The 16,015-nt window shown below is 70.1% G+C and carries 20 protein-coding genes and 2 tRNA genes; 12 read left to right on the forward strand and 10 right to left on the reverse strand.

The window, feature by feature from the left end:
• The first annotated feature begins 67 nt into the window (after window positions 1-67).
• Window positions 68-199 carry a hypothetical protein gene (locus tag DEIMA_RS18900; RefSeq protein WP_280985074.1) on the forward strand — a complete coding sequence of 44 codons (132 nt, stop codon included), beginning with the start codon at window positions 68-70 and terminating at the stop codon, window positions 197-199.
• Window positions 200-453: 254 nt separating this feature from the next.
• Here DEIMA_RS18900 and fabF read toward each other — a convergent pair whose 3' ends face one another.
• The 6 genes from fabF to DEIMA_RS16095 all read right to left on the reverse strand — a co-directional run bounded on the left by fabF (window position 454) and on the right by DEIMA_RS16095 (window position 6,093).
• A complete protein-coding gene (gene fabF, locus DEIMA_RS16070) occupies window positions 454-1,689 on the reverse strand; it encodes a beta-ketoacyl-ACP synthase II (RefSeq protein ID WP_013558341.1) in 1,236 nt (411 codons plus the stop codon).
• A gap of 181 nt (window positions 1,690-1,870) precedes the next feature.
• On the reverse strand, window positions 1,871-2,101 hold the full coding sequence (gene acpP / locus DEIMA_RS16075; RefSeq protein WP_013558342.1) for an acyl carrier protein: 231 nt from the start codon (window positions 2,099-2,101) through the stop codon (window positions 1,871-1,873).
• Window positions 2,102-2,188: 87 nt separating this feature from the next.
• Window positions 2,189-2,947, reverse strand: coding sequence for a 3-oxoacyl-[acyl-carrier-protein] reductase (fabG, locus tag DEIMA_RS16080; RefSeq protein WP_013558343.1), 759 nt, complete (start codon window positions 2,945-2,947; stop codon window positions 2,189-2,191).
• On the reverse strand, window positions 2,944-3,870 hold the full coding sequence (gene fabD, locus DEIMA_RS16085) for an ACP S-malonyltransferase (protein WP_013558344.1): 927 nt from the start codon (window positions 3,868-3,870) through the stop codon (window positions 2,944-2,946). The genes fabG and fabD overlap by 4 nt, the downstream gene beginning before the upstream one ends.
• The gene (locus tag DEIMA_RS16090) at window positions 3,867-4,853 is read right to left on the reverse strand and encodes a beta-ketoacyl-ACP synthase III (RefSeq protein ID WP_013558345.1); all 987 of its coding nucleotides are present in this window, start codon (window positions 4,851-4,853) and stop codon (window positions 3,867-3,869) included. Before DEIMA_RS16090 ends, fabD begins: the two co-directional genes overlap by 4 nt.
• Before the next feature lie 139 nt (window positions 4,854-4,992).
• Window positions 4,993-6,093 carry a S1C family serine protease gene (locus DEIMA_RS16095; protein ID WP_013558346.1) on the reverse strand — a complete coding sequence of 367 codons (1,101 nt, stop codon included), beginning with the start codon at window positions 6,091-6,093 and terminating at the stop codon, window positions 4,993-4,995.
• A gap of 49 nt (window positions 6,094-6,142) precedes the next feature.
• Between DEIMA_RS16095 and DEIMA_RS16100 the strand changes: the two genes are divergently transcribed.
• From DEIMA_RS16100 to tig, 4 genes are all read left to right on the forward strand, one after another.
• Window positions 6,143-6,580: a gamma-glutamylcyclotransferase family protein gene (locus DEIMA_RS16100; protein ID WP_013558347.1), complete on the forward strand. Its 438-nt coding sequence runs from the start codon at window positions 6,143-6,145 to the stop codon at window positions 6,578-6,580.
• 53 nt (window positions 6,581-6,633) lie between these two features.
• A tRNA-His gene (locus DEIMA_RS16105) sits at window positions 6,634-6,710 on the forward strand.
• 41 nt (window positions 6,711-6,751) lie between these two features.
• Window positions 6,752-6,836 (forward strand) — tRNA-Leu (locus DEIMA_RS16110).
• Window positions 6,837-6,909: 73 nt separating this feature from the next.
• The gene (gene tig, locus DEIMA_RS16115) at window positions 6,910-8,223 is read left to right on the forward strand and encodes a trigger factor (RefSeq protein WP_013558348.1); all 1,314 of its coding nucleotides are present in this window, start codon (window positions 6,910-6,912) and stop codon (window positions 8,221-8,223) included.
• Between the two features lie 63 nt (window positions 8,224-8,286).
• Here tig and DEIMA_RS16120 read toward each other — a convergent pair whose 3' ends face one another.
• The gene (locus DEIMA_RS16120; RefSeq protein ID WP_013558349.1) at window positions 8,287-9,570 is read right to left on the reverse strand and encodes an HD domain-containing protein; all 1,284 of its coding nucleotides are present in this window, start codon (window positions 9,568-9,570) and stop codon (window positions 8,287-8,289) included.
• 70 nt (window positions 9,571-9,640) lie between these two features.
• Here DEIMA_RS16120 and DEIMA_RS16125 point away from each other — a divergent pair, with 70 nt between their 5' ends.
• From DEIMA_RS16125 to DEIMA_RS16135, 3 genes are read left to right on the forward strand one after another with little or no spacing between them, the layout of a single operon-like run.
• Window positions 9,641-10,525, forward strand: a complete 885-nt coding sequence (locus DEIMA_RS16125) for a DMT family transporter (protein ID WP_043817515.1) — start codon at window positions 9,641-9,643, stop codon at window positions 10,523-10,525.
• Window positions 10,522-11,061, forward strand: a complete 540-nt coding sequence (locus tag DEIMA_RS16130; protein ID WP_013558351.1) for an MOSC domain-containing protein — start codon at window positions 10,522-10,524, stop codon at window positions 11,059-11,061. The genes DEIMA_RS16125 and DEIMA_RS16130 overlap by 4 nt, the downstream gene beginning before the upstream one ends.
• A 39-nt stretch (window positions 11,062-11,100) precedes the next feature.
• Window positions 11,101-11,283, forward strand: a complete 183-nt coding sequence (locus tag DEIMA_RS16135) for a hypothetical protein (RefSeq protein ID WP_013558352.1) — start codon at window positions 11,101-11,103, stop codon at window positions 11,281-11,283.
• A 46-nt stretch (window positions 11,284-11,329) separates the two neighbouring features.
• Here the strand turns inward: DEIMA_RS16135 and der are convergent, their stop codons facing one another.
• Together der and DEIMA_RS16145 are read right to left on the reverse strand one after the other, a co-directional pair.
• Window positions 11,330-12,655: a ribosome biogenesis GTPase Der gene (der, locus tag DEIMA_RS16140; RefSeq protein ID WP_013558353.1), complete on the reverse strand. Its 1,326-nt coding sequence runs from the start codon at window positions 12,653-12,655 to the stop codon at window positions 11,330-11,332.
• Between the two features lie 196 nt (window positions 12,656-12,851).
• Window positions 12,852-13,334, reverse strand: a complete 483-nt coding sequence (locus tag DEIMA_RS16145) for a DUF4188 domain-containing protein (protein ID WP_013558354.1) — start codon at window positions 13,332-13,334, stop codon at window positions 12,852-12,854.
• 69 nt (window positions 13,335-13,403) lie between these two features.
• Here DEIMA_RS16145 and DEIMA_RS16150 point away from each other — a divergent pair, with 69 nt between their 5' ends.
• The 3 genes from DEIMA_RS16150 (at window position 13,404) to DEIMA_RS16160 (ending at window position 14,990) form a co-directional block, all read left to right on the forward strand.
• Entirely contained in the window at window positions 13,404-13,928 is a 525-nt protein-coding gene (locus DEIMA_RS16150) for a PadR family transcriptional regulator (protein ID WP_013558355.1), read from the forward strand.
• Window positions 13,929-14,045: 117 nt separating this feature from the next.
• Entirely contained in the window at window positions 14,046-14,528 is a 483-nt protein-coding gene (locus tag DEIMA_RS16155) for an FKBP-type peptidyl-prolyl cis-trans isomerase (RefSeq protein ID WP_013558356.1), read from the forward strand.
• Window positions 14,529-14,639: 111 nt separating this feature from the next.
• Window positions 14,640-14,990 (forward strand): hypothetical protein, encoded by a 351-nt coding sequence (locus tag DEIMA_RS16160; protein ID WP_013558357.1) that lies wholly within the window; start codon window positions 14,640-14,642, stop codon window positions 14,988-14,990.
• 9 nt (window positions 14,991-14,999) lie between these two features.
• Here the strand turns inward: DEIMA_RS16160 and DEIMA_RS16165 are convergent, their stop codons facing one another.
• Window positions 15,000-15,323, reverse strand: a complete 324-nt coding sequence (locus tag DEIMA_RS16165; protein ID WP_043816875.1) for an FUN14 domain-containing protein — start codon at window positions 15,321-15,323, stop codon at window positions 15,000-15,002.
• 73 nt (window positions 15,324-15,396) lie between these two features.
• On the opposite strand from DEIMA_RS16165, the gene DEIMA_RS16170 reads away from it, so the two are divergent.
• Window positions 15,397-15,975, forward strand: coding sequence for an RNA polymerase sigma factor (locus DEIMA_RS16170; protein WP_013558359.1), 579 nt, complete (start codon window positions 15,397-15,399; stop codon window positions 15,973-15,975).
• The last annotated feature ends 40 nt before the right edge of the window (window positions 15,976-16,015 follow it).

The following is a 16,015-nucleotide window of genomic DNA, read 5'->3' on the forward strand; positions in this document are numbered from 1 at the left end:
GTGGGGGGGTTTGGAGGGGGTTGATGCCGAGCGCGCAGAGGTCGGTGGCTTGGCGTTGCAGGGTGGCGTGTTGCGCGCTGAGGTGTTCGGCGGTGCGCTGCAGGGCGGCCTGGTCGGTGCGGAGCAGGTGTGCGGCGTGGAGGGCGGGGGTGGCGGCGGCGCGTTGGAGGGGGTGGGGTGCGCGCGGCTTGGGGGGTGAGGGGGTCGTGTGCGGCGGGGGCGGGGCGGTCCAGGTGGGCGCGGTGGTGGCGGCGCGCATGACCGGCAGGGCGGGGGCGCGGGTGGTGGGGGTGGTGCGGGTTTTCTGTTGTTGCATGCCGGGGGTCCTCCGGGGGTGGGGCGCGAAGGCGTTTACCCTTGAGGGTACCGGTTGTGGTGGGGGCGTCAAGGCAGAATTGACCAACGCGCATGGGAGCTTCCTCATGCGCGCTGGCGGGTGGGTATTCGGTGGCGTTACGCGCTGTAGCGTTTGAGCAGCAGTACGGCGTTCTGCCCGCCGAAGGCGAAGCTGTTGCTCATGGCGTACTCGACCTGCTGCGTGCGCGCGGTGTGCGGGATGTAGTCGAGGTCGAGTTCCGGGTCGGGATCGTCGAGGTTGATGGTGGGCGGCAGGATGCCGTCCCGCAGCGCCTGCGCGGTCGCGATGGCCTCGATGGCGCCGGCCGCGCCGAGCAGGTGGCCGGTCATGCTCTTGGTGCTGCTGACCGCGAGGTTGTATGCGTGGTCGCCGAACACGGCCTTGATGCCTTGCGTTTCGTGCAGGTCGTTGGCGGGCGTGCTGGTGCCGTGCGCGTTGATGTACCCGACCTGTTCGGGGCTGACGCCGGCGGTTTTGAGGGCCATGCGCATGGCGACCTGCGCGCCGCGCCCTTCGGGGGCGGGCATGGTGACGTGGTACGCGTCGGCGCTGGTGCCGTACCCGACGACTTCGGCGTAGATGCGCGCGCCGCGGGCGAGGGCGTGGTCGAGTTCCTCGAGGATGACGATGCCGGCGCCTTCGCCGAGCACGAAGCCGTCGCGGGTGGCGCTGAACGGGCGGCTGGCTTTTTCGGGTTCGTCGTTGCGGGTGCTGACGGCTTTCATGTTGCTGAAGCCGCCAATGCTGATGGCGGTCACGGCGGCTTCGCTGCCGCCCGCGATGACGATGTCCGCGAGGTCGAGCTGGATGAGTCGCGCGGCGTCGCCGATGGCGCCGCTGCCGGTGGCGCAGGCGGTGACGACGGTGCTGCTGGGGCCGGTCGCGCCGTACTGCATGGCGACGTGGCCGGTGGCCATGTTGGCGATCATCATGGGGATGAAGAACGGGCTGATGCGGCCCGCGCCGCGTTGCGCGAGGACGAGGGCTTGCTCCTCGAAGGTTTTGACGCCGCCGATGCCGCTGCCGATGAGCGTGCCGGTGCGTTCACCCTGGAGTTCTTCGGGGCTGAGGCCGCTGTCCTGCACGGCGAGGTGCGCGCCGGCGAGAGCGAGCTGCACGTACCGGTCGAGGCGTTTGGCTTCGCGGGGGTCGACGTAGACGCTGAGGTCGTCTTTGACTTCTCCGGCGATTTTGCAGGCGGTGGCGGTGGCGTCGAAGTGCGTGATGGGGCCGATGCCGCTGCGGCCGGCGCGGAGCGCTTCCGCGAAGGCTTCGGCGCCGGTGCCGACGGGCGTGACGGGGCCGACGCCGGTGATGACCACTCGTTTCATAGTTCACCTCCGTGGGCGGGGGCAAAAGGGACGCGCGCTTTTGTCCGGGCGGCCCTGCGGGTGGGCGCCGTGCCCAGGTGTCTTGCACAAAAAGGGGCGCGGGCGAGGGGGTGTCCCTGCCCGCGCGGCGTGTGGCCGCCGGGGGGCGCCGACCGGAGGTCGGCGGGCCGCCCCGTCCGGCTTACTGTTTGCTGCTGATGTAGTCGACGGCGGCCTGGACGGTGCGGATCTTTTCGGCGTCCTCATCGCTGATGCTGATGCCGAAGGTGTCTTCGAGGCCCATGATCAGCTCGACGGTTTCGAGGCTGTCCGCGCCGAGGTCTTCGACGAAGCGGGCTTCGGGCACGACTTTGTCCGCGTCCACGCCGAGTTTCTCGACGATCACATTTTTCACTTGATCAAACGTATCCATGATTTACCTCCGTACTCGGGTAGTTTACACGTGCGTTCTCACTGAACCACGCCATTTGGACGAGGTGCAAGTGCGGCCGGCGGGTGGTCAGTGTGGGTAGAGGCCGCCGTCGACGCCGATGACCTGACCGTTAATGTACCCGGCGGCGTCTGCGGCGAGGAACGCGACGAGCGCGGCGACGTCTTCGGGCTGGCCGAAGCGCCCGGCGGGGATGCTGTCCAGGTAGGCTTTCTGGACGTTTTCGGGGAGTTGCGCGGTCATGTCGGATTCGATGAAGCCGGGCGCGACGGCGTTCACGGTGAGGCCGCGCGCGCCGTACTCCTTGGCGAGGGCTTTGGTGAGGCCGATCAGGCCGGCCTTGCTGGCGACGTAGTTGGCCTGGCCGGGGTTGCCCATCAGGCCGACGACGCTGGTGATGTTGATGATGCGGCCCGAGCGGGCGCGCATCATGTGCTTGATGGCGGCGCGGCTGGCGCTGAAGGCGCTCGACAGGTTCGTCTGGAGGACGGCGTCCCAGTCTTCGTCTTTCATGCGGACGGCGAGGGTGTCGCGGTTGATGCCGGCGTTGTTGACGAGCACGTCGAGGCGCCCGAGGGCGGCGATGACGTCCTCAACGAGTTTCGCGGCGTTGGCGGGGATGCTCAGGTCGGCGCCGAAGGCCTGGGCGTTCACGCCGAGGGCGCGGGCGGCGTCCACGACGCTTTCGGCTTCGGTCTGGTTGCGGCCGTAGTGCACGGCCACGTCGAAGCCGTCGTGCGCGAGTTTGAGGGCCATGGCGCGGCCCAGGCCGCGGCTGCTGCCGGTGACGAGGGCTACCTTGCGGGCGGGGGATTGCGGTTCGGTCATGCCTGCTCCTGAACGGCCTGCTGGAAGGCCGCGAGGTCTTCGGGGGTGTGGATGTTGAAGGTGCGCGCGTCGGGCAGGATGCGTTTCACGAGGCCGGTCAGGACGGTGCCGCTGCCGAATTCGACGAAGGTGTCGGCGCCGGCGGCGGCGAGCGCCTGGACGGTTTCGACCCAGCGGACGCTGCCGGTGATCTGCTGCGTGAGCAGGTCCGCGACGCGCGCCGGGTCGCGGTTCGCTTCGGCGGTGACGTTCGCGTACACCGGGAAGGCGAAGGCGCCGTAGTCGGTGGCGTGCAGGGCGGGCGCGAGGGCGTCCGCGGCGGGCTGCATCAGCGTGCAGTGGAACGGCGCGCTCACCTTGAGGGGAATGGCTTTGAGGCCGCGCGCCTTGAGTTCGGCGCTGGCAGCGTCCACGGCGGCCTTCTCACCGGAGATGACGGTCTGCGTGGGGGCGTTGTAGTTCGCGGGCTGCACGACGCCTTCGCTGCTCGCGCAGACCTCGCGGACGACGTTCGGGTCGCCCATGACGGCGCTCATGGCGCCCGCGCCGGGGGGCACGGCGGCCTGCATCAGCTCGCCGCGCTGGCGGGTGAGGCGCAGCGCGTCCGGGAGGCGCAGGGTGCCGGCGGCCACAAGGGCGCTGAATTCGCCGAGGCTGTGTCCGGCGGCGAAAGCGGGCGTGAAGCCCGTCGCGGCCTGCCACGCGCGGTACGCGGCGACCGACGCCGTAACGAGCGCGGGTTGCTGGTTGGCGGTGAGCGTGAGGGCGTCGAGGGGACCTTCGCGCATCAGGGCGGTGAGGCCAGGGAGGGTGTCTTCGGCTTCGATGAAGGCGACGCGCGCGGCGTCGTTCGCTTCGGCGATGTGGTGGCCCATGCCGAGGGCGTGTGACCCCTGACCGGGGAACAGGGCGGCGATGTTCATGCCTCTCCACCGTACCAGCGCATGGCGCCCGCGGCCCAGGACAGCCCGCCGCCGAACGCGACGAGCAGCAGCTGCTGGCCGTGCTGGATGCGGCCGTCGTCGAGAGCTTCCTGCAGGGCGAGGGGAACGGTGGCGGTGCTGGTGTTGCCGTAGCGGCCGAGGTTCACGACCGTGCGGTCCATGGGAATCCCGAAGCGTTCGCTGGCCGCTTCGATGATGCGGATGTTCGCCTGGTGCGGCACGAGCCAGTCCACCTGGTCGGCGGTGAGGCCGGCTTTTTCGAGGGCCTGTTTGCCGCTCATGCCGAGGACGCGTACGGCGAACTTGAAGACTTCGCGGCCGTTCATGCCGATCTGGCGGGTGGCGTCGTCAGGGTTCACGCCGGGGATGCGGTCGGCGACGGCGAGTTTGTACAGGCTGGGGCCGCCGGCGCTGTCGGCGCCGAGCACGAACGACTGGAAGCCGTACCCGTCGGGGACCTCGCCGATGACGGCAGCGCCGGCGCCGTCGCCGAACAGGATGCAGGTGCCGCGGTCGGTCCAGTCGACGATCTTGCTGAGGGTTTCGCTGCCGATCACGAGGACTTTGCGGGCGACGCCGCCGGCGATGAGGCCGTGGGCGGTGGCGAGGGCGTACACGAAGCCGCTGCAGGCGGTGGAGACGTCCATGGCGCCGGCACCGGCGAGGCCGACCTCGCCGGCGATGAGGGCGGCGGTGGAGGGGAAGAAGGCGTCGGGGCTGCTGGTGGCGCACACGACCATGTCGACGCCGTCGAGGGCGGTCGGGTGGCGGCGCACGAGATCCTGGACGGCGCGGATGCCGACGGTGCTGGCGTATTCGTGTTCGTCGGCGATGCGGCGTTCGTTGATGCCGGTGCGGCTGGTGATCCACTCGGCGGTGGTGTCGACCATGGTTTCAAGGTCGGTGTTGGTCAGGATGCGGTCGGGTGCGTAGGTGCCGAGCGCGGTGATGCCGATGGCCATACGGTCCTCCTGCCCGCACCCTAGCATTCGTTGAACAGCCGTTCAATGAATTGAGTCCAAGCAGGGCGCAGGCACGCGCGAGGGGCGCCGCACCCGCAGCGCCCCTCGCGCATGCCCACCCCTCAGCGGGGCAGCCCGTTCAATTCTCGTCGCTGCCGAACACCTGCGCGTGCCCCGCGAGCTTCAGCTGCACGCTCAGCGGCTGCCCGTCACGCAGCAGCTTCAGGGTGACGGTGTCGCCCACCTTCAGGGCCCGCACCGCGTTGATGAACTCCTCGAAATTCTGCACGCGCGTCGCGTTCACGGCCAGCACCACGTCCCCCTTCAGGCGCGTGATCTCGCCGCTCTGACTCTGCGCCGCGACCTCCACCGGCCGCAGGCCCGCCCGCGCCGCCGGGCTGCCCGGCTGCACGTCCGTGAACACCGCGCCGCGCTGCCCACCCAGGCCGAGCGTGAACGCGCGGTCCGTGAGGTCCCCGGCGGTGCGCACGCCCACCACCGGCGCGTCGCGCTGGACGCCTGCGCGCAGCTCCGCGAGTTTCGGGTCGCGCGCGGTGATCGGCACGGCGTACGACACGATGCGCTCCCCGTCCGTGCGGATGTAGCTGGTGACGCCCACCACCTCGCCGCGCGCGTTCACGATGGCGCTGCCGCTGTCGCCGGGAATCAGGTTCGCGCGCAGTTCAAGCGTGCGGTCCGGGAAGTCGCCGCGCAGCGCGCGGGCGTCCAGCGCCGTGAGGCTGCCGCTCACCCGGCGGAAGCGGGCGCCTCCGCCGTTCCCGATGGCGCCCACGCGCTCGCCCACGCCAGGCGCGGCGCTCGCAATCGGCAGGGCCGGCGTGGCGCTCTTCGCGCCGATCTGCAGCAGCGCGAGGTCGACGGTCTCGTCGTAGCCGACGACCTTCACGGGGTAGCGTTGGCCGTCGGGCGTGACGGCGCTCAGGGCGGGCGCGCCGAACACCACGTGGTACGCGGTAAGCGCGAGGCCGGTGGTGCTGATGTAGAAGGCCGTGCCGATGCCGTTGGCGCGGGTGCAGTTGACCGGCGGGCAGTGCTCGATGCGCAGGCTGGCGGCGCGCGCGCGCGTGAGGGCCGTGTCGAGGGCGGTGGCGGTGGCGCTGGGGGCCGGGGCGGGGCGGGCGGTGGGCGCGGCGGGGGTGGTGGATTGCGCGTGGGCGCCGCTCGCGAGCAGGGCGAGCAGCGTCAGCAGGCGCGCGGTGCGGGCCATGCGGTGAGACATACCCCAGTGTGCGCCTTACGGCGTTGTCAGAACGTGGCATGCTGCGCACATGACCCGTTCCGCCAGCCCGGATGACCCCCCGCGCGTGTTCGTGTACGGCACCCTGATGCCCGGCGAGCGCAACGCCCACGTGGCCGGCGCGGGCGTGCACGCGGCGCGCGCCACGCTGGCGGGGTTCGCGCTCTTTCACCTGGAGCCCGAAGGGTACCCGGTGCTGCGCCCCGACCCGGACGCGGCGCCCGTACAGGGGTGGGTGTACACGTACGCGCCGGCCGCGTGGACCGCGGCCCTGCCGGGCCTGGACGCGCTGGAGGGCGTGCACGATCAGCCGCCGCTGTACGCGCGCGTCCGTGCGGTCGCTCAGGCGGCGGGCAGCGCGCTGGAGGCCTGGGTGTACGTGTTCGTGCGCCACGAGCGGCTCCGGCAGGGTGGCGCGGTACGCGTTCCGGGCGGGGACTGGGCGGCGCGGCGGCACGGGTCGCCTTGACACTCCGGGCGCAAACTCATAGCATAGGTGGGCTCCCAGATTTGGGGCGTGTGGTGGGTTTAGCTCAGTCGGTTAGAGCGCCGCTCTGTGGAAGCGGAGGTCGTGGGTTCAAATCCCATAACCCACCCCAAACTTACTCTTTATCCAGGTCGCGCGCACTCCACGCCGCTCGCGAGGATGGCGGAACTGGTAGACGCACCAGACTTAGGATCTGGTATCGAAAGATGTGAGGGTTCAAGTCCCTTTCCTCGCACCAACGCGCGCGGCGGCCCGAACTCACGGGCCGCCGTTTCGCTTGAATAACCTCACCACCTCTAGGGAGTCACACCATGGCAGAGCTGATTAGGCAAGAAGGCAACCAGGTCGAGTTCAAGGTCACCGTGCCCGCCACGGACGTCACCCGCGCGTACCAGCAGGTCTGGGCCGCCCTCGCCCGCGACGTCCGCGTTCCCGGCTTCCGCCCCGGCAAGGCCCCCAAAAAGGTCCTCGAAAGCCGCGTCGGCACCGGCTACGTCGAAAACGAAGTCCGTGACCGCCTCCTGCAGGTCCACTACCCGCAGGCCGTCCGCGACCTCAAGCTCAGCATGGTGGACGCCGAAATCAACCCCGATCCCCTCAAGGACGGCCAGAGCTTCGAGTTCACCGTCAAGGGCGACACCTACCCCGAAGTGAAGCTCGGCGACTGGAAGAGCGCCACCCTCCAGGCCAGCGCGCCCGACATCACCGACGACGTGCTCGAGCGTACCCTCGCGGACCTGCAGGAGCGCAACGCCACCTTCGAAACGGCCGAACGCGCCATCGAAGCGACCGACATGGTCACCATCGAGGAGCAGGGCGAAGAGGGCGGCACGTACCCCGTGTACCTCGACGTCGCCGAAGCGCACGTCCGTGACGCCCTCGTGGGCAAGAACCAGGGCGACACTGTCGAGATCACCGTGCCCGCGCACAGCCACGGCGACCACGAGCACCCCGAGCACACCGTCACCGTCAAGATCCTCGACGTGAAGCACAAGCAGCTCCAGGCGCTCGATGACGAGTTCGCCAAGAGCCTGAACTTCGAAAGCCTCGAGCGCCTCCGCACGGACCTCAAGGCCGAACTCGAGCGCCGCGCCCGTCAGGAAGGCGACAACGCCCGCCGCGAGGAGTTCGTGAACCACCTCGTCGAAGGCATGACCGTCGACATCCCCAGCGTGATGCTGGAGCGCCGCCGCGAAGCGATGCTGGGCGAAATCAAGGACGATCTCAGCCGCCAGGGCGTCAAGTGGGACGAGTACGAGACGTTCATGAAGGAGCAGGGCAAGCTCGACGACTTCATGGCGGACCTCGGCAAGAACGCCGAAACCCGCGTGAAGCGTGACCTCGCGCTCGAGCAGCTCGCCGAGGACACCGGCACGACGCTCAGCGACACCGAGTTCAACGCGCAGCTCTCCGCGCTCGCGCAGGCGAACGGCATCACCGTGCAGCAGCTCCGCAGCCAGTTCGGTCCGAACGGCCTGAACAGCTACTACGCGTCCATCGTGCGCGAGAAGGCCCTGCAGGGCGCCATCGCCAGCCTCGGCAGCAGCGCCGCGAGCAGCGAAGGCGAAAGCGCCGATGCGGGCGAAGAGCAGCCCGCGCAGACCGAAGAAGCCCAGGCCGAGTAAGCCGAACGGCAGAGAGGCGCCCACCGCATGGTGGGCGCCTCTCTGCCGTTCGGGACCGGCCCTTCAGGTTGGGCGTTCCAGGTCCGGCAGCGCGCCGCGCAGCCACGCGCGCGCCTCGTCTCGCACCTCCGGCGCGATGAACACGAACTCCGCGCTGATCGGCGTGTTCGCACGGACCAGCCGGGAACGCTCGGACGCGGGAACGACCTGCGTGCCTTCCAGCAGCAGGAAGTTCAGCGGGCCGGGCCGGCGCTCCACCGGGTCGAATACCACCTGGCTCGCGCCGAACGCCTCGCGGGCGAGCGTCGCGACGCGCGCGGCGGTGCGCTCCTCGGGCCGCTGCCGCGCGCGGTACAGCAGGCGGTAATGCTCGCGGCACGTGACGCGCCGCGCCCAGCGGTGCCCGGGCAGGCTGGGATCGCGGGACGCGCGGCGCAGCGCCGCGAACACCTCGTCGTCCGTGAGGGCGAGGTGCGCGTTCACGTCCGCGCGGAACTGCCCGGCGTCCCCTTCGGGCAGCAGGGGCGTGCCGAGCGCGGCGCGCAGGAACATCCCGAGGTGATGGTCGAGGATGCGGCGCACCGGGTGGAAGTACAGGCTCTCGTACAGGAAGTCCCGGGTGCTGAGCAGCATCTCGGCGGCCTGCAGCGCGCCCGCCTGTACACCCACGACGCTCTCCCCCGCCACGCTAGGCAGCAGGAGCAGGCGGCTCACGAGGCGGTCCGCGTCGAAGCCGCCGCCGACGGCGCCGCTGTGGTGCGCGTCGCGCAGCAGGTAGTCGACGCGGTCCGCGCCGAACGCACTTCCGGTGATCAGTTCGCTGAGCGCCCGCTCCCAGGCGCTCAGCGGCGCGTCGCCCGCGCGGGCGCCCACAGCGACGCGCGCCACGTCGCGCGCGGCCACGCCCAGGCGCCGCCACGCGGGCGCGAGCGCGTCCGAGCGGATCACGCGGTCACTGAGGTCCTCGTGGTCGAGGCCTTCGGGGAGGAGGTCCTCGGCGGCGTGCGAGAACGGCAGGTGCCCGAGGTCGTGCGTCAGGGCGGCCATGCGCACGACCGTGCGCCAGTACGGCAGGTCCGCGTCGTCCGGCGGGGGGAGCGCACCGGGGAAGCGTGCGTGGTTGGTGGTGATCGCGTCGAACGCGCGGCCCGCGAGGTGCATGACGCCCAGGGAGTGCTCGAAGCGGCGGTGCGTGGCGCCCGGGTACACCATCATGCTCAGCGCCAGCTGGTGAATGTGCCGCAGGCGCTGCACGGGCGGCGTGTCCAGCAGGGCGCGTTCGGCGCTGCTGAGGCGCACGAAGCCGTGAATGGGGTCCTTGAGTTCGTGCGTGCGCGCGGTCGTCACGCCCGGATTGTACGCGCGCCTGCTCAAACAGCGGCGGCGCGCGTGGTCGGGCGCGCGGTACAGTCACGGCGTGAGTTCCGCTGCGCCCGCCCGTTCGTCGTCGTCGGGGGTGCTGCTGGCCCTCGGGTCCGCCCTCGCGTTCAGCAGCCTCGCGGTGTGGGGCAAACTCGCGGGTGAGGTGGGCCTCGCCACGTACACGCTGCTGCCGTGGCGGTTCGGGCTGGTGGCCGCCGCCCTGTTCCTGGTGGCGGGTGGGCGCGCGCCGCTCGGCGTGCGCGCCCGCATGCTGGGCAGCGGCGTGCTGTACAGTCTCGCGACGACGTGTTACTTCCTGGCGCTCGCGCGCATCACGGCGGGCGCGACGGGGTTGCTGCTGTATCTCAGCCCGGCGTTTGTGGTGCTGTTCGCGGCGCTGCTGGGCCGGAAGCCCGCGCGGGCGCAGCTGGCGGGGGTGGCGCTGGCCGTGGTGGGCCTCGCGGTCGTGATCGGCCTGCCGGGCGCCGGGGACCGCGACGCGACCGGCCTGGCGTTCGGGGTGCTGACGGGCGCGCTGTACGGCGCATACCTGCTGTACGCCGAGCGGTTCCTGAAGGACACGCCGCCGTTACAGACGACCGCGCACATGAGCCTGGTGGCGGCGGTGGTGTTCGCGCTGCTGGGCGCGGGGACGGGCACGCTGGACGTGCCGCGCGGCCTGGACGCGTGGGGGGTGGTGCTCGCCACCGCCATCTTCCCGACGTTGCTGGCCGTGCCAACACTGTACGCGGCGATCACGCGGCTGGGCGCGGCGCGCGCGTCGGTGCTCGCCACGACCGAGCCGCTGTGGACGGTGCTGCTCGCGGCGCTGGTGCTGCACGAGCCGCTGCGCCCGGCGGTCCTGATCGGCGGGGGCCTCATTCTTGTGGGGGCGCTGGTGGCGCAGCGCGCGCCTGTGCATCCGGGGGAGCATGTATGACAGGGACCGTGACCGCCGTGAGCCGCAGTGAGGCGCATGGGTTCAGCAAGCACGCCGAGCCGGGCATTCGCCTGCTTGCGGGGCTGGGGGTGGAGGGGGACGTGCACGCGGGCGTAACCGTGAAGCACCGCTCGCGCGTCGCGGTGGACCCGGCGCAGCCGAATCTGCGGCAGGTGCATCTGATGCACGCGGAACTGCACGATGAGCTGCGGGCGGCGGGGTTCGACGTGCGTGCCGGCAGCCTCGGGGAGAACGTCACGACGCGCGGCGTGGACCTGCTGGGCCTGCCAGTCGGGGCGCGCCTGCAGCTGGGGGCGTCGGCGGTGGTGGAGGTGACGGGCCTGCGGAACCCGTGCGCGCAGATCGAGGCGTTCCAGCCGGGCCTGCTGGCGCGCGTCGCGTACCGCGCGGCGGACGGCACGCTGGTGCGCCGTGCGGGCGTCATGGGCGTCGTGCTGGTGGGCGGGACGGTGCGCGCGGGCGACGTGGTGACGGTGACGCTTCCGCCGCCTCACCGGCCGCTGGAGCGCGTGTAACGGGGCATATGCTGGGTGGGCGCTCGGTAGACTGACCCGGTGAATCCCTCGCAGATCTTCCGCATCATCCGGTACGTGGCCCTGCTGCTGGTCCTGCTGGCTTCCATGAACAACTGGGTGGTGCTCGGCCTGGACCGGCGCGGGCTGTGGGTGGTGGCGTTGGTGGTGTACGCCGTCACGTACGCGCTGGAGTTCAGCCCGAAACGCAACCGCCGGTCGTAAAGCAGGAGGCGCCCGCATGCGGGCGCCTCCTGCTTGTGGTGGGCGGTTACTCGTCGTCCGCTTCGCCCTTTTTGCCTTTCTTGTACGGGCCTTTTTCCTTCCAGACGATCTTCACGGGAATGCCGGCGAGCTGCAGGTCCTCGCGGATGCGGTTGTGCAGGAAGTTCTCGTACGAGCGGGTGACGTAGTCGGCGCGGTTCGCGAAGATCACGAAGGTGGGCGGCGCCGTTTCGGCCTGCGTCATGAAGTACATCTTGAGCTGCTTGCCGTGGAAGTTCGGGACGCGCTGGCGCATCTGCCACACGCCGAGCCAGCGGTTGAGTTCGCTGGTGGGGATGCGCGACTGCCACTTCGCGTAGAGTTTCATGGCTTCGGCGAGCAGGTCGTGGATGCCGTACTCGTTGATGGCGCTGGTGTACACGCGCGGCGCGAACGCGATGTGGAAGAGCTTCTGGTCGAGGTCCTTCTCGGCTTTCTTGAGGTCCTCGTCGGGCACGAGGTCCCATTTGTTCACGACGACAATCACGGGTTTGCCGCTGTCGTACGCGAGGTTCGCGAGCTTGAGTTCGTGGTCGCCGAGTTCGGTGACGTTCAGGACGAGCAGGATGACGTCGCTGCGCGTGATGGCGGCTTCGCTGCGCATCATCGCGTACTCCTCGATGCTGGTGTCGGGGCGTTTGCGGATACCGGCGGTGTCGACGAGCACGAAGCGCTGCCCGGCGTAGTCCCATTCGACGTCAACGCTGTCTCGGGTGGTGCCGGGCACGTCGCTGACGATGACGCGTTCGCTGCCGGTGATGGCGTTCAGGAGGCTGCTCTTGCCGACGTTCGGGCGGCCGATCAGGCTGATGCGAATGGGCGCGACTTCGGGCACGTCCGCGTCGTCTTCGGGGAGGTAGTCGAGGACGCGGTCCATCAGGTCGTCGAGGCCGCGGGCGTGCTCGGCGCTGACGGGGAGGGGCTCGCCGAAGCCCAGGCCCCACAGTTCCGCGAGGTACGCGTCGTGTTTGGGGTTGTCGATCTTGTTGGCGACGACGATGACGGGCTTGCCGAGGCGGCGGAGCCACTCGGCGACCTCGTAGTCGGCGGCGGAGAGGTCGTCGCGCGGGTCGAGGACGAAGATGACGCACTGCGCGCCTTCCATGGCCCATTCGGCTTTCTGGCGAATGGCTTCTTCCCATTCGTCGCCGCTCCAGAGGCCGCCGGTGTCGATCAGGACAATGCGGTGGTTCTGGTAGAGCATGACGCCTTCCTTGGCGTCGCGGGTGACGCCGGGGAAGTCGGCGACGACGGCTTCGCGGCGGCCGACGAGGCGGTTGAACAGGCTGCTTTTGCCCACGTTGGGGCGGCCCACAATGGCGACTTTGTGCATGGTGACTCCGGGCCGCGCGCCCCGGGGCGGCGCTGTGGGCGCGCGCGGGGCGGTGGCGGCGTTGTGCGCTCCTGCTCGGTGTCGCGCGCACAGGAGCGTGGGGTGCGCGCGCCGCGCCCGCCCGAATTGGCGGGGTAGACAGGCAAGTGTACCGCGCGCACCTGAAGTCGTGGTGAGGGCCGCGCCCGGGCGCGGGTCAGGGGGTGGTGGGGGCGACTGGGTTGCCGAGGCGGCCCTGGGCGGTCTGGCGGTGGCCGGTGGCGGGGCGGAGCGTGCCGGCGCGGCCCAGGCCCGTGGGGGGCATGTTCACGTAGATGCTTTCGTGCGCGCCGGCGGGCACGAGGTACGTTTCGTGCCAGATGCCGACGGCGCCGCCGGCGGCGCGGGCGTGGCGCTGGTAGGCGCGCCAGGCGGGAAGGTGCGCGCGGTCCTGGGCGCGGGCGTAGGCGTGGAGGTGTTCAATGCTGCGCCAGTACTGCACCTGGGTGAGGCCGTGGAAGTGGGCGCCCAGCAGGCCCAGTTCGGGTTGGCTCTGCAGTTCGCGGAGCATGCGGGGCATGGCGAGGAACACCGGGAGCCAGGCGCGGATCTTCCAGGGCTGGTTGATGCGCATGCCGATCAGGAAGACGACGAAGTCGCCGGACAGGTCAGCGGTCACACGGTCATAGGCACGGTTCATGGGTTCCTCCGGACCATCCATTTCAAACAGTCTATTTTGGACGGTCTAAACGAAGCGTACACTCAGGGCATGTCCGATGCAACCCTCGGCCCGTCCGCCTACATCGTGCTGGGCCTGCTGGCCCAGTACGGCCCCGCCACCTCCTACGACCTCAAACGCTGGGTGGATGACTCCATCGGGTATTTCTGGAGTTTCCCGCGCTCCCAGCTGTACGCCGAACCGCAGCGCCTCAGCGCCCTCGGCCTCCTCAGCGACGCCCAGGAACAGGACGGCCGACGCAAACGCACCTACACCATCACCGACGCCGGCCGACGCGCCCTCAGCGCGTGGTTGGCCGCCCCCGCCGGACCGGTGGAACTCCGCGACCCCGGCCTGCTCAAGCTGTTCTTCATCGGTGTCGCGCCCGGCGGCCAGCGCGCCCTGGCGGCCGAGCAGCTCGCCCTGCACCGCGCGCGCCTCGCCGAGTACGAAGCCCTCGCCGCGAATCTGTGCACCGACGTCACGCAGCAGCCTCTGGGCATGGGCCTGCTGTACGAGCGCGCCAGCCTCGCGTTCTGGTCGACGCTGCTGGACGGCGCGCCGCAGGACCAATGACCGGAACGCCGCAGCGCTGACCGGTCCCCGAGGGGCGGATGGTATGCTCCCGTCAGGCCCGCCGCGCGCGGACAGGGACGGTCAGGTCCGCCGCATACTGGCAGATTGGAGATCCGCATGAACATCACCCAGGACAAGGTCGTCGAACTGGAGTACGTGCTCAAGGTGGACGGCGAGGTCGTTGACCAGAGCGAACCGGGCGAGCCGCTCATCTACCTGCACGGTCACAACAACATCATTTCCGGCCTGGAGCGTGCCCTGGAGGGCAAAGCGGTCGGCGACGAACTGAGCGTCACCGTCAACCCCGAAGACGGGTACGGCGAACACGACGAGGAAAACGTGCAGACCGTGTCGCGCGCGGACTTCGACGAGGAAGAAGTCGAGGTCGGCGCACAGTACTTCGCGCAGGCCGACGACGGCAGCGTCATGCCGTTCACGGTCGTGGACGTGCAGGGCGACGAGGTCACGGTGGACTTCAACCCGCCCCTCGCCGGTGAAACGCTGCACTTCGACGTGAAGGTCCTCGCGGTGCGCGACGCCACCGCCGAGGAACTGGAGCACGGGCACGCGCACGGCGACGGCGCGCACGACCACGAGTAACCCCTTCGGGACAGGCAGGGCCGGGTCACGCGACCCGGCCCTGCCTGATGGTGTCTAACGCGCCGGGCAGGATTTCACAGCGGCACCACGCGCGCCGCTGTACCCTGAGGTATGCTTCACAATTTGCTGGTGTGGGCGGTCCTCGCGACGGCCCCGGCCATGAACTCGTTGTTGGTAGACGCGAACCCGTCGCCGTGCCTGAAGGTGCGCGTGCAGACCTGGGAGGGCGACAAGCGGCTCAGTGAGGTGTTCCTCGCGCCGGACGGCAACCACGTCGTGCGGCCCGGCGAGACGTTCCCGAGCTTCCAGAAGGGGCACAGCTACCGGCTGATGGCGTCATGCTTCACGGCGAAGGGCACGCAGCAGTCCGCCGGGCTGGACTTCAAGGCGGACGGCCGCACGGTCATCGTGGCGTTCACCAGCAACGGCTTCCTGTTCCGCCGGGGCGGCGTGGCGTACTAAAGGACCGCGTCAACGGGTGCGCAGGCCCAGCAGCAGCGCCGCCGTGAAGCTCGCGCCGAACGGCAGGTTGGTGGTCAGCACCTGCAGCACCCGGTCCCCGAGGGCCCGTCCGCCCTCCTCGAGGAGCGGCTGGAAGGCCGACTGCACCCGCGTCCAGTCGACGTGCACGAACCCCTGCGCGGCGAGCAGCTGCACCGCAATGAACAGCAGGCCCAGGATCAGCAGGGCGGCGCGGCCCGCTTTTTTGAGGGCGTAACCACAGGCGAAGCCAAGCACCGCGCCGACGCTCAGGTCGGGCAGGTGGTCGCGGAGCAGGGTGGTGAAGTCAGGCACGGCGTTGCCCGGTATGCTAGCGCGCACATTCGGGGGTGCGTGCCCTGCACGCGCGGTACAGTGACGATGAGGTATGGACGCAACCGCCGAGCAGGACATCCTGACGCTCCCCGAACTGGAGCGCCTGCGCGCTGGGGACGAGGTGGCGTGGCACGAGTTCGTGACGCGCTACGAGCGGCGCATGTACGCGTACCTGTACCGCCTGGAAGGCCACCAGGAAGAAGCGCTGGAGCTGACGCAGGAGGTGTTCTACCGCGCGTGGCGCTCCATCCGGACGTTCCGCGCCGGGGAGCGCATCCTGCCGTGGCTGTACCAGGTGGCGCGCAACACGCAGATTGAACGGCACCGCCGCAAGCAGCTGCCGCGCTTCTCGCTGGAGGAGGCGCAGGAGGACGTAGGGTTCGAGGCGATCAGCGCCCGGCCCGGCCCGGTGCAGGCTGCCGAAAGCGCCGACGCGCAGGACCGCGTGCAGCGGGCGCTGATGCAGCTCGCGCCGGAGTACCGCGAGGCGGTGGTGCTGCGGTTCGTGGAGGACCTGCCGTACGACGAGATCGCGCGGCTGCAGGGCGTGGCTGTCGGCACGGCCAAAAGCCGGGTGTTCCGCGCAAAGGAGCAGCTGGCGGGCGTGCTGGGAGGCGTGTTCAGCGAGTGAGCGCGTTCATGAAGGCCGCCTGAAGGTGTGCGCGGGAACC

Source organism: Deinococcus maricopensis DSM 21211 (assembly GCF_000186385.1).
Lineage (GTDB): Bacteria > Deinococcota > Deinococci > Deinococcales > Deinococcaceae > Deinococcus_B > Deinococcus_B maricopensis.

Bases quoted from the DNA above. Each gene is read 5' to 3' on its own strand.
- fabF (WP_013558341.1), bottom strand. From the start codon at position 1,689: ATGAAACGAGTGGTCATCACCGGCGTCGGCCCCGTCACGCCCGTCGGC.
- acpP (WP_013558342.1), bottom strand. From the start codon at position 2,101: ATGGATACGTTTGATCAAGTGAAAAATGTGATCGTCGAGAAACTCGGC.
- fabG (WP_013558343.1), bottom strand. From the start codon at position 2,947: ATGACCGAACCGCAATCCCCCGCCCGCAAGGTAGCCCTCGTCACCGGC.
- fabD (WP_013558344.1), bottom strand. From the start codon at position 3,870: ATGAACATCGCCGCCCTGTTCCCCGGTCAGGGGTCACACGCCCTCGGC.
- DEIMA_RS16090 (WP_013558345.1), bottom strand. From the start codon at position 4,853: ATGGCCATCGGCATCACCGCGCTCGGCACCTACGCACCCGACCGCATC.
- DEIMA_RS16095 (WP_013558346.1), bottom strand. From the start codon at position 6,093: ATGTCTCACCGCATGGCCCGCACCGCGCGCCTGCTGACGCTGCTCGCC.
- DEIMA_RS16100 (WP_013558347.1), top strand. From the start codon at position 6,143: ATGACCCGTTCCGCCAGCCCGGATGACCCCCCGCGCGTGTTCGTGTAC.
- tig (WP_013558348.1), top strand. From the start codon at position 6,910: ATGGCAGAGCTGATTAGGCAAGAAGGCAACCAGGTCGAGTTCAAGGTC.
- DEIMA_RS16130 (WP_013558351.1), top strand. From the start codon at position 10,522: ATGACAGGGACCGTGACCGCCGTGAGCCGCAGTGAGGCGCATGGGTTC.
- der (WP_013558353.1), bottom strand. From the start codon at position 12,655: ATGCACAAAGTCGCCATTGTGGGCCGCCCCAACGTGGGCAAAAGCAGC.
- DEIMA_RS16145 (WP_013558354.1), bottom strand. From the start codon at position 13,334: ATGAACCGTGCCTATGACCGTGTGACCGCTGACCTGTCCGGCGACTTC.
- DEIMA_RS16150 (WP_013558355.1), top strand. From the start codon at position 13,404: ATGTCCGATGCAACCCTCGGCCCGTCCGCCTACATCGTGCTGGGCCTG.
- DEIMA_RS16155 (WP_013558356.1), top strand. From the start codon at position 14,046: ATGAACATCACCCAGGACAAGGTCGTCGAACTGGAGTACGTGCTCAAG.
- DEIMA_RS16160 (WP_013558357.1), top strand. From the start codon at position 14,640: ATGCTTCACAATTTGCTGGTGTGGGCGGTCCTCGCGACGGCCCCGGCC.
- DEIMA_RS16170 (WP_013558359.1), top strand. From the start codon at position 15,397: ATGGACGCAACCGCCGAGCAGGACATCCTGACGCTCCCCGAACTGGAG.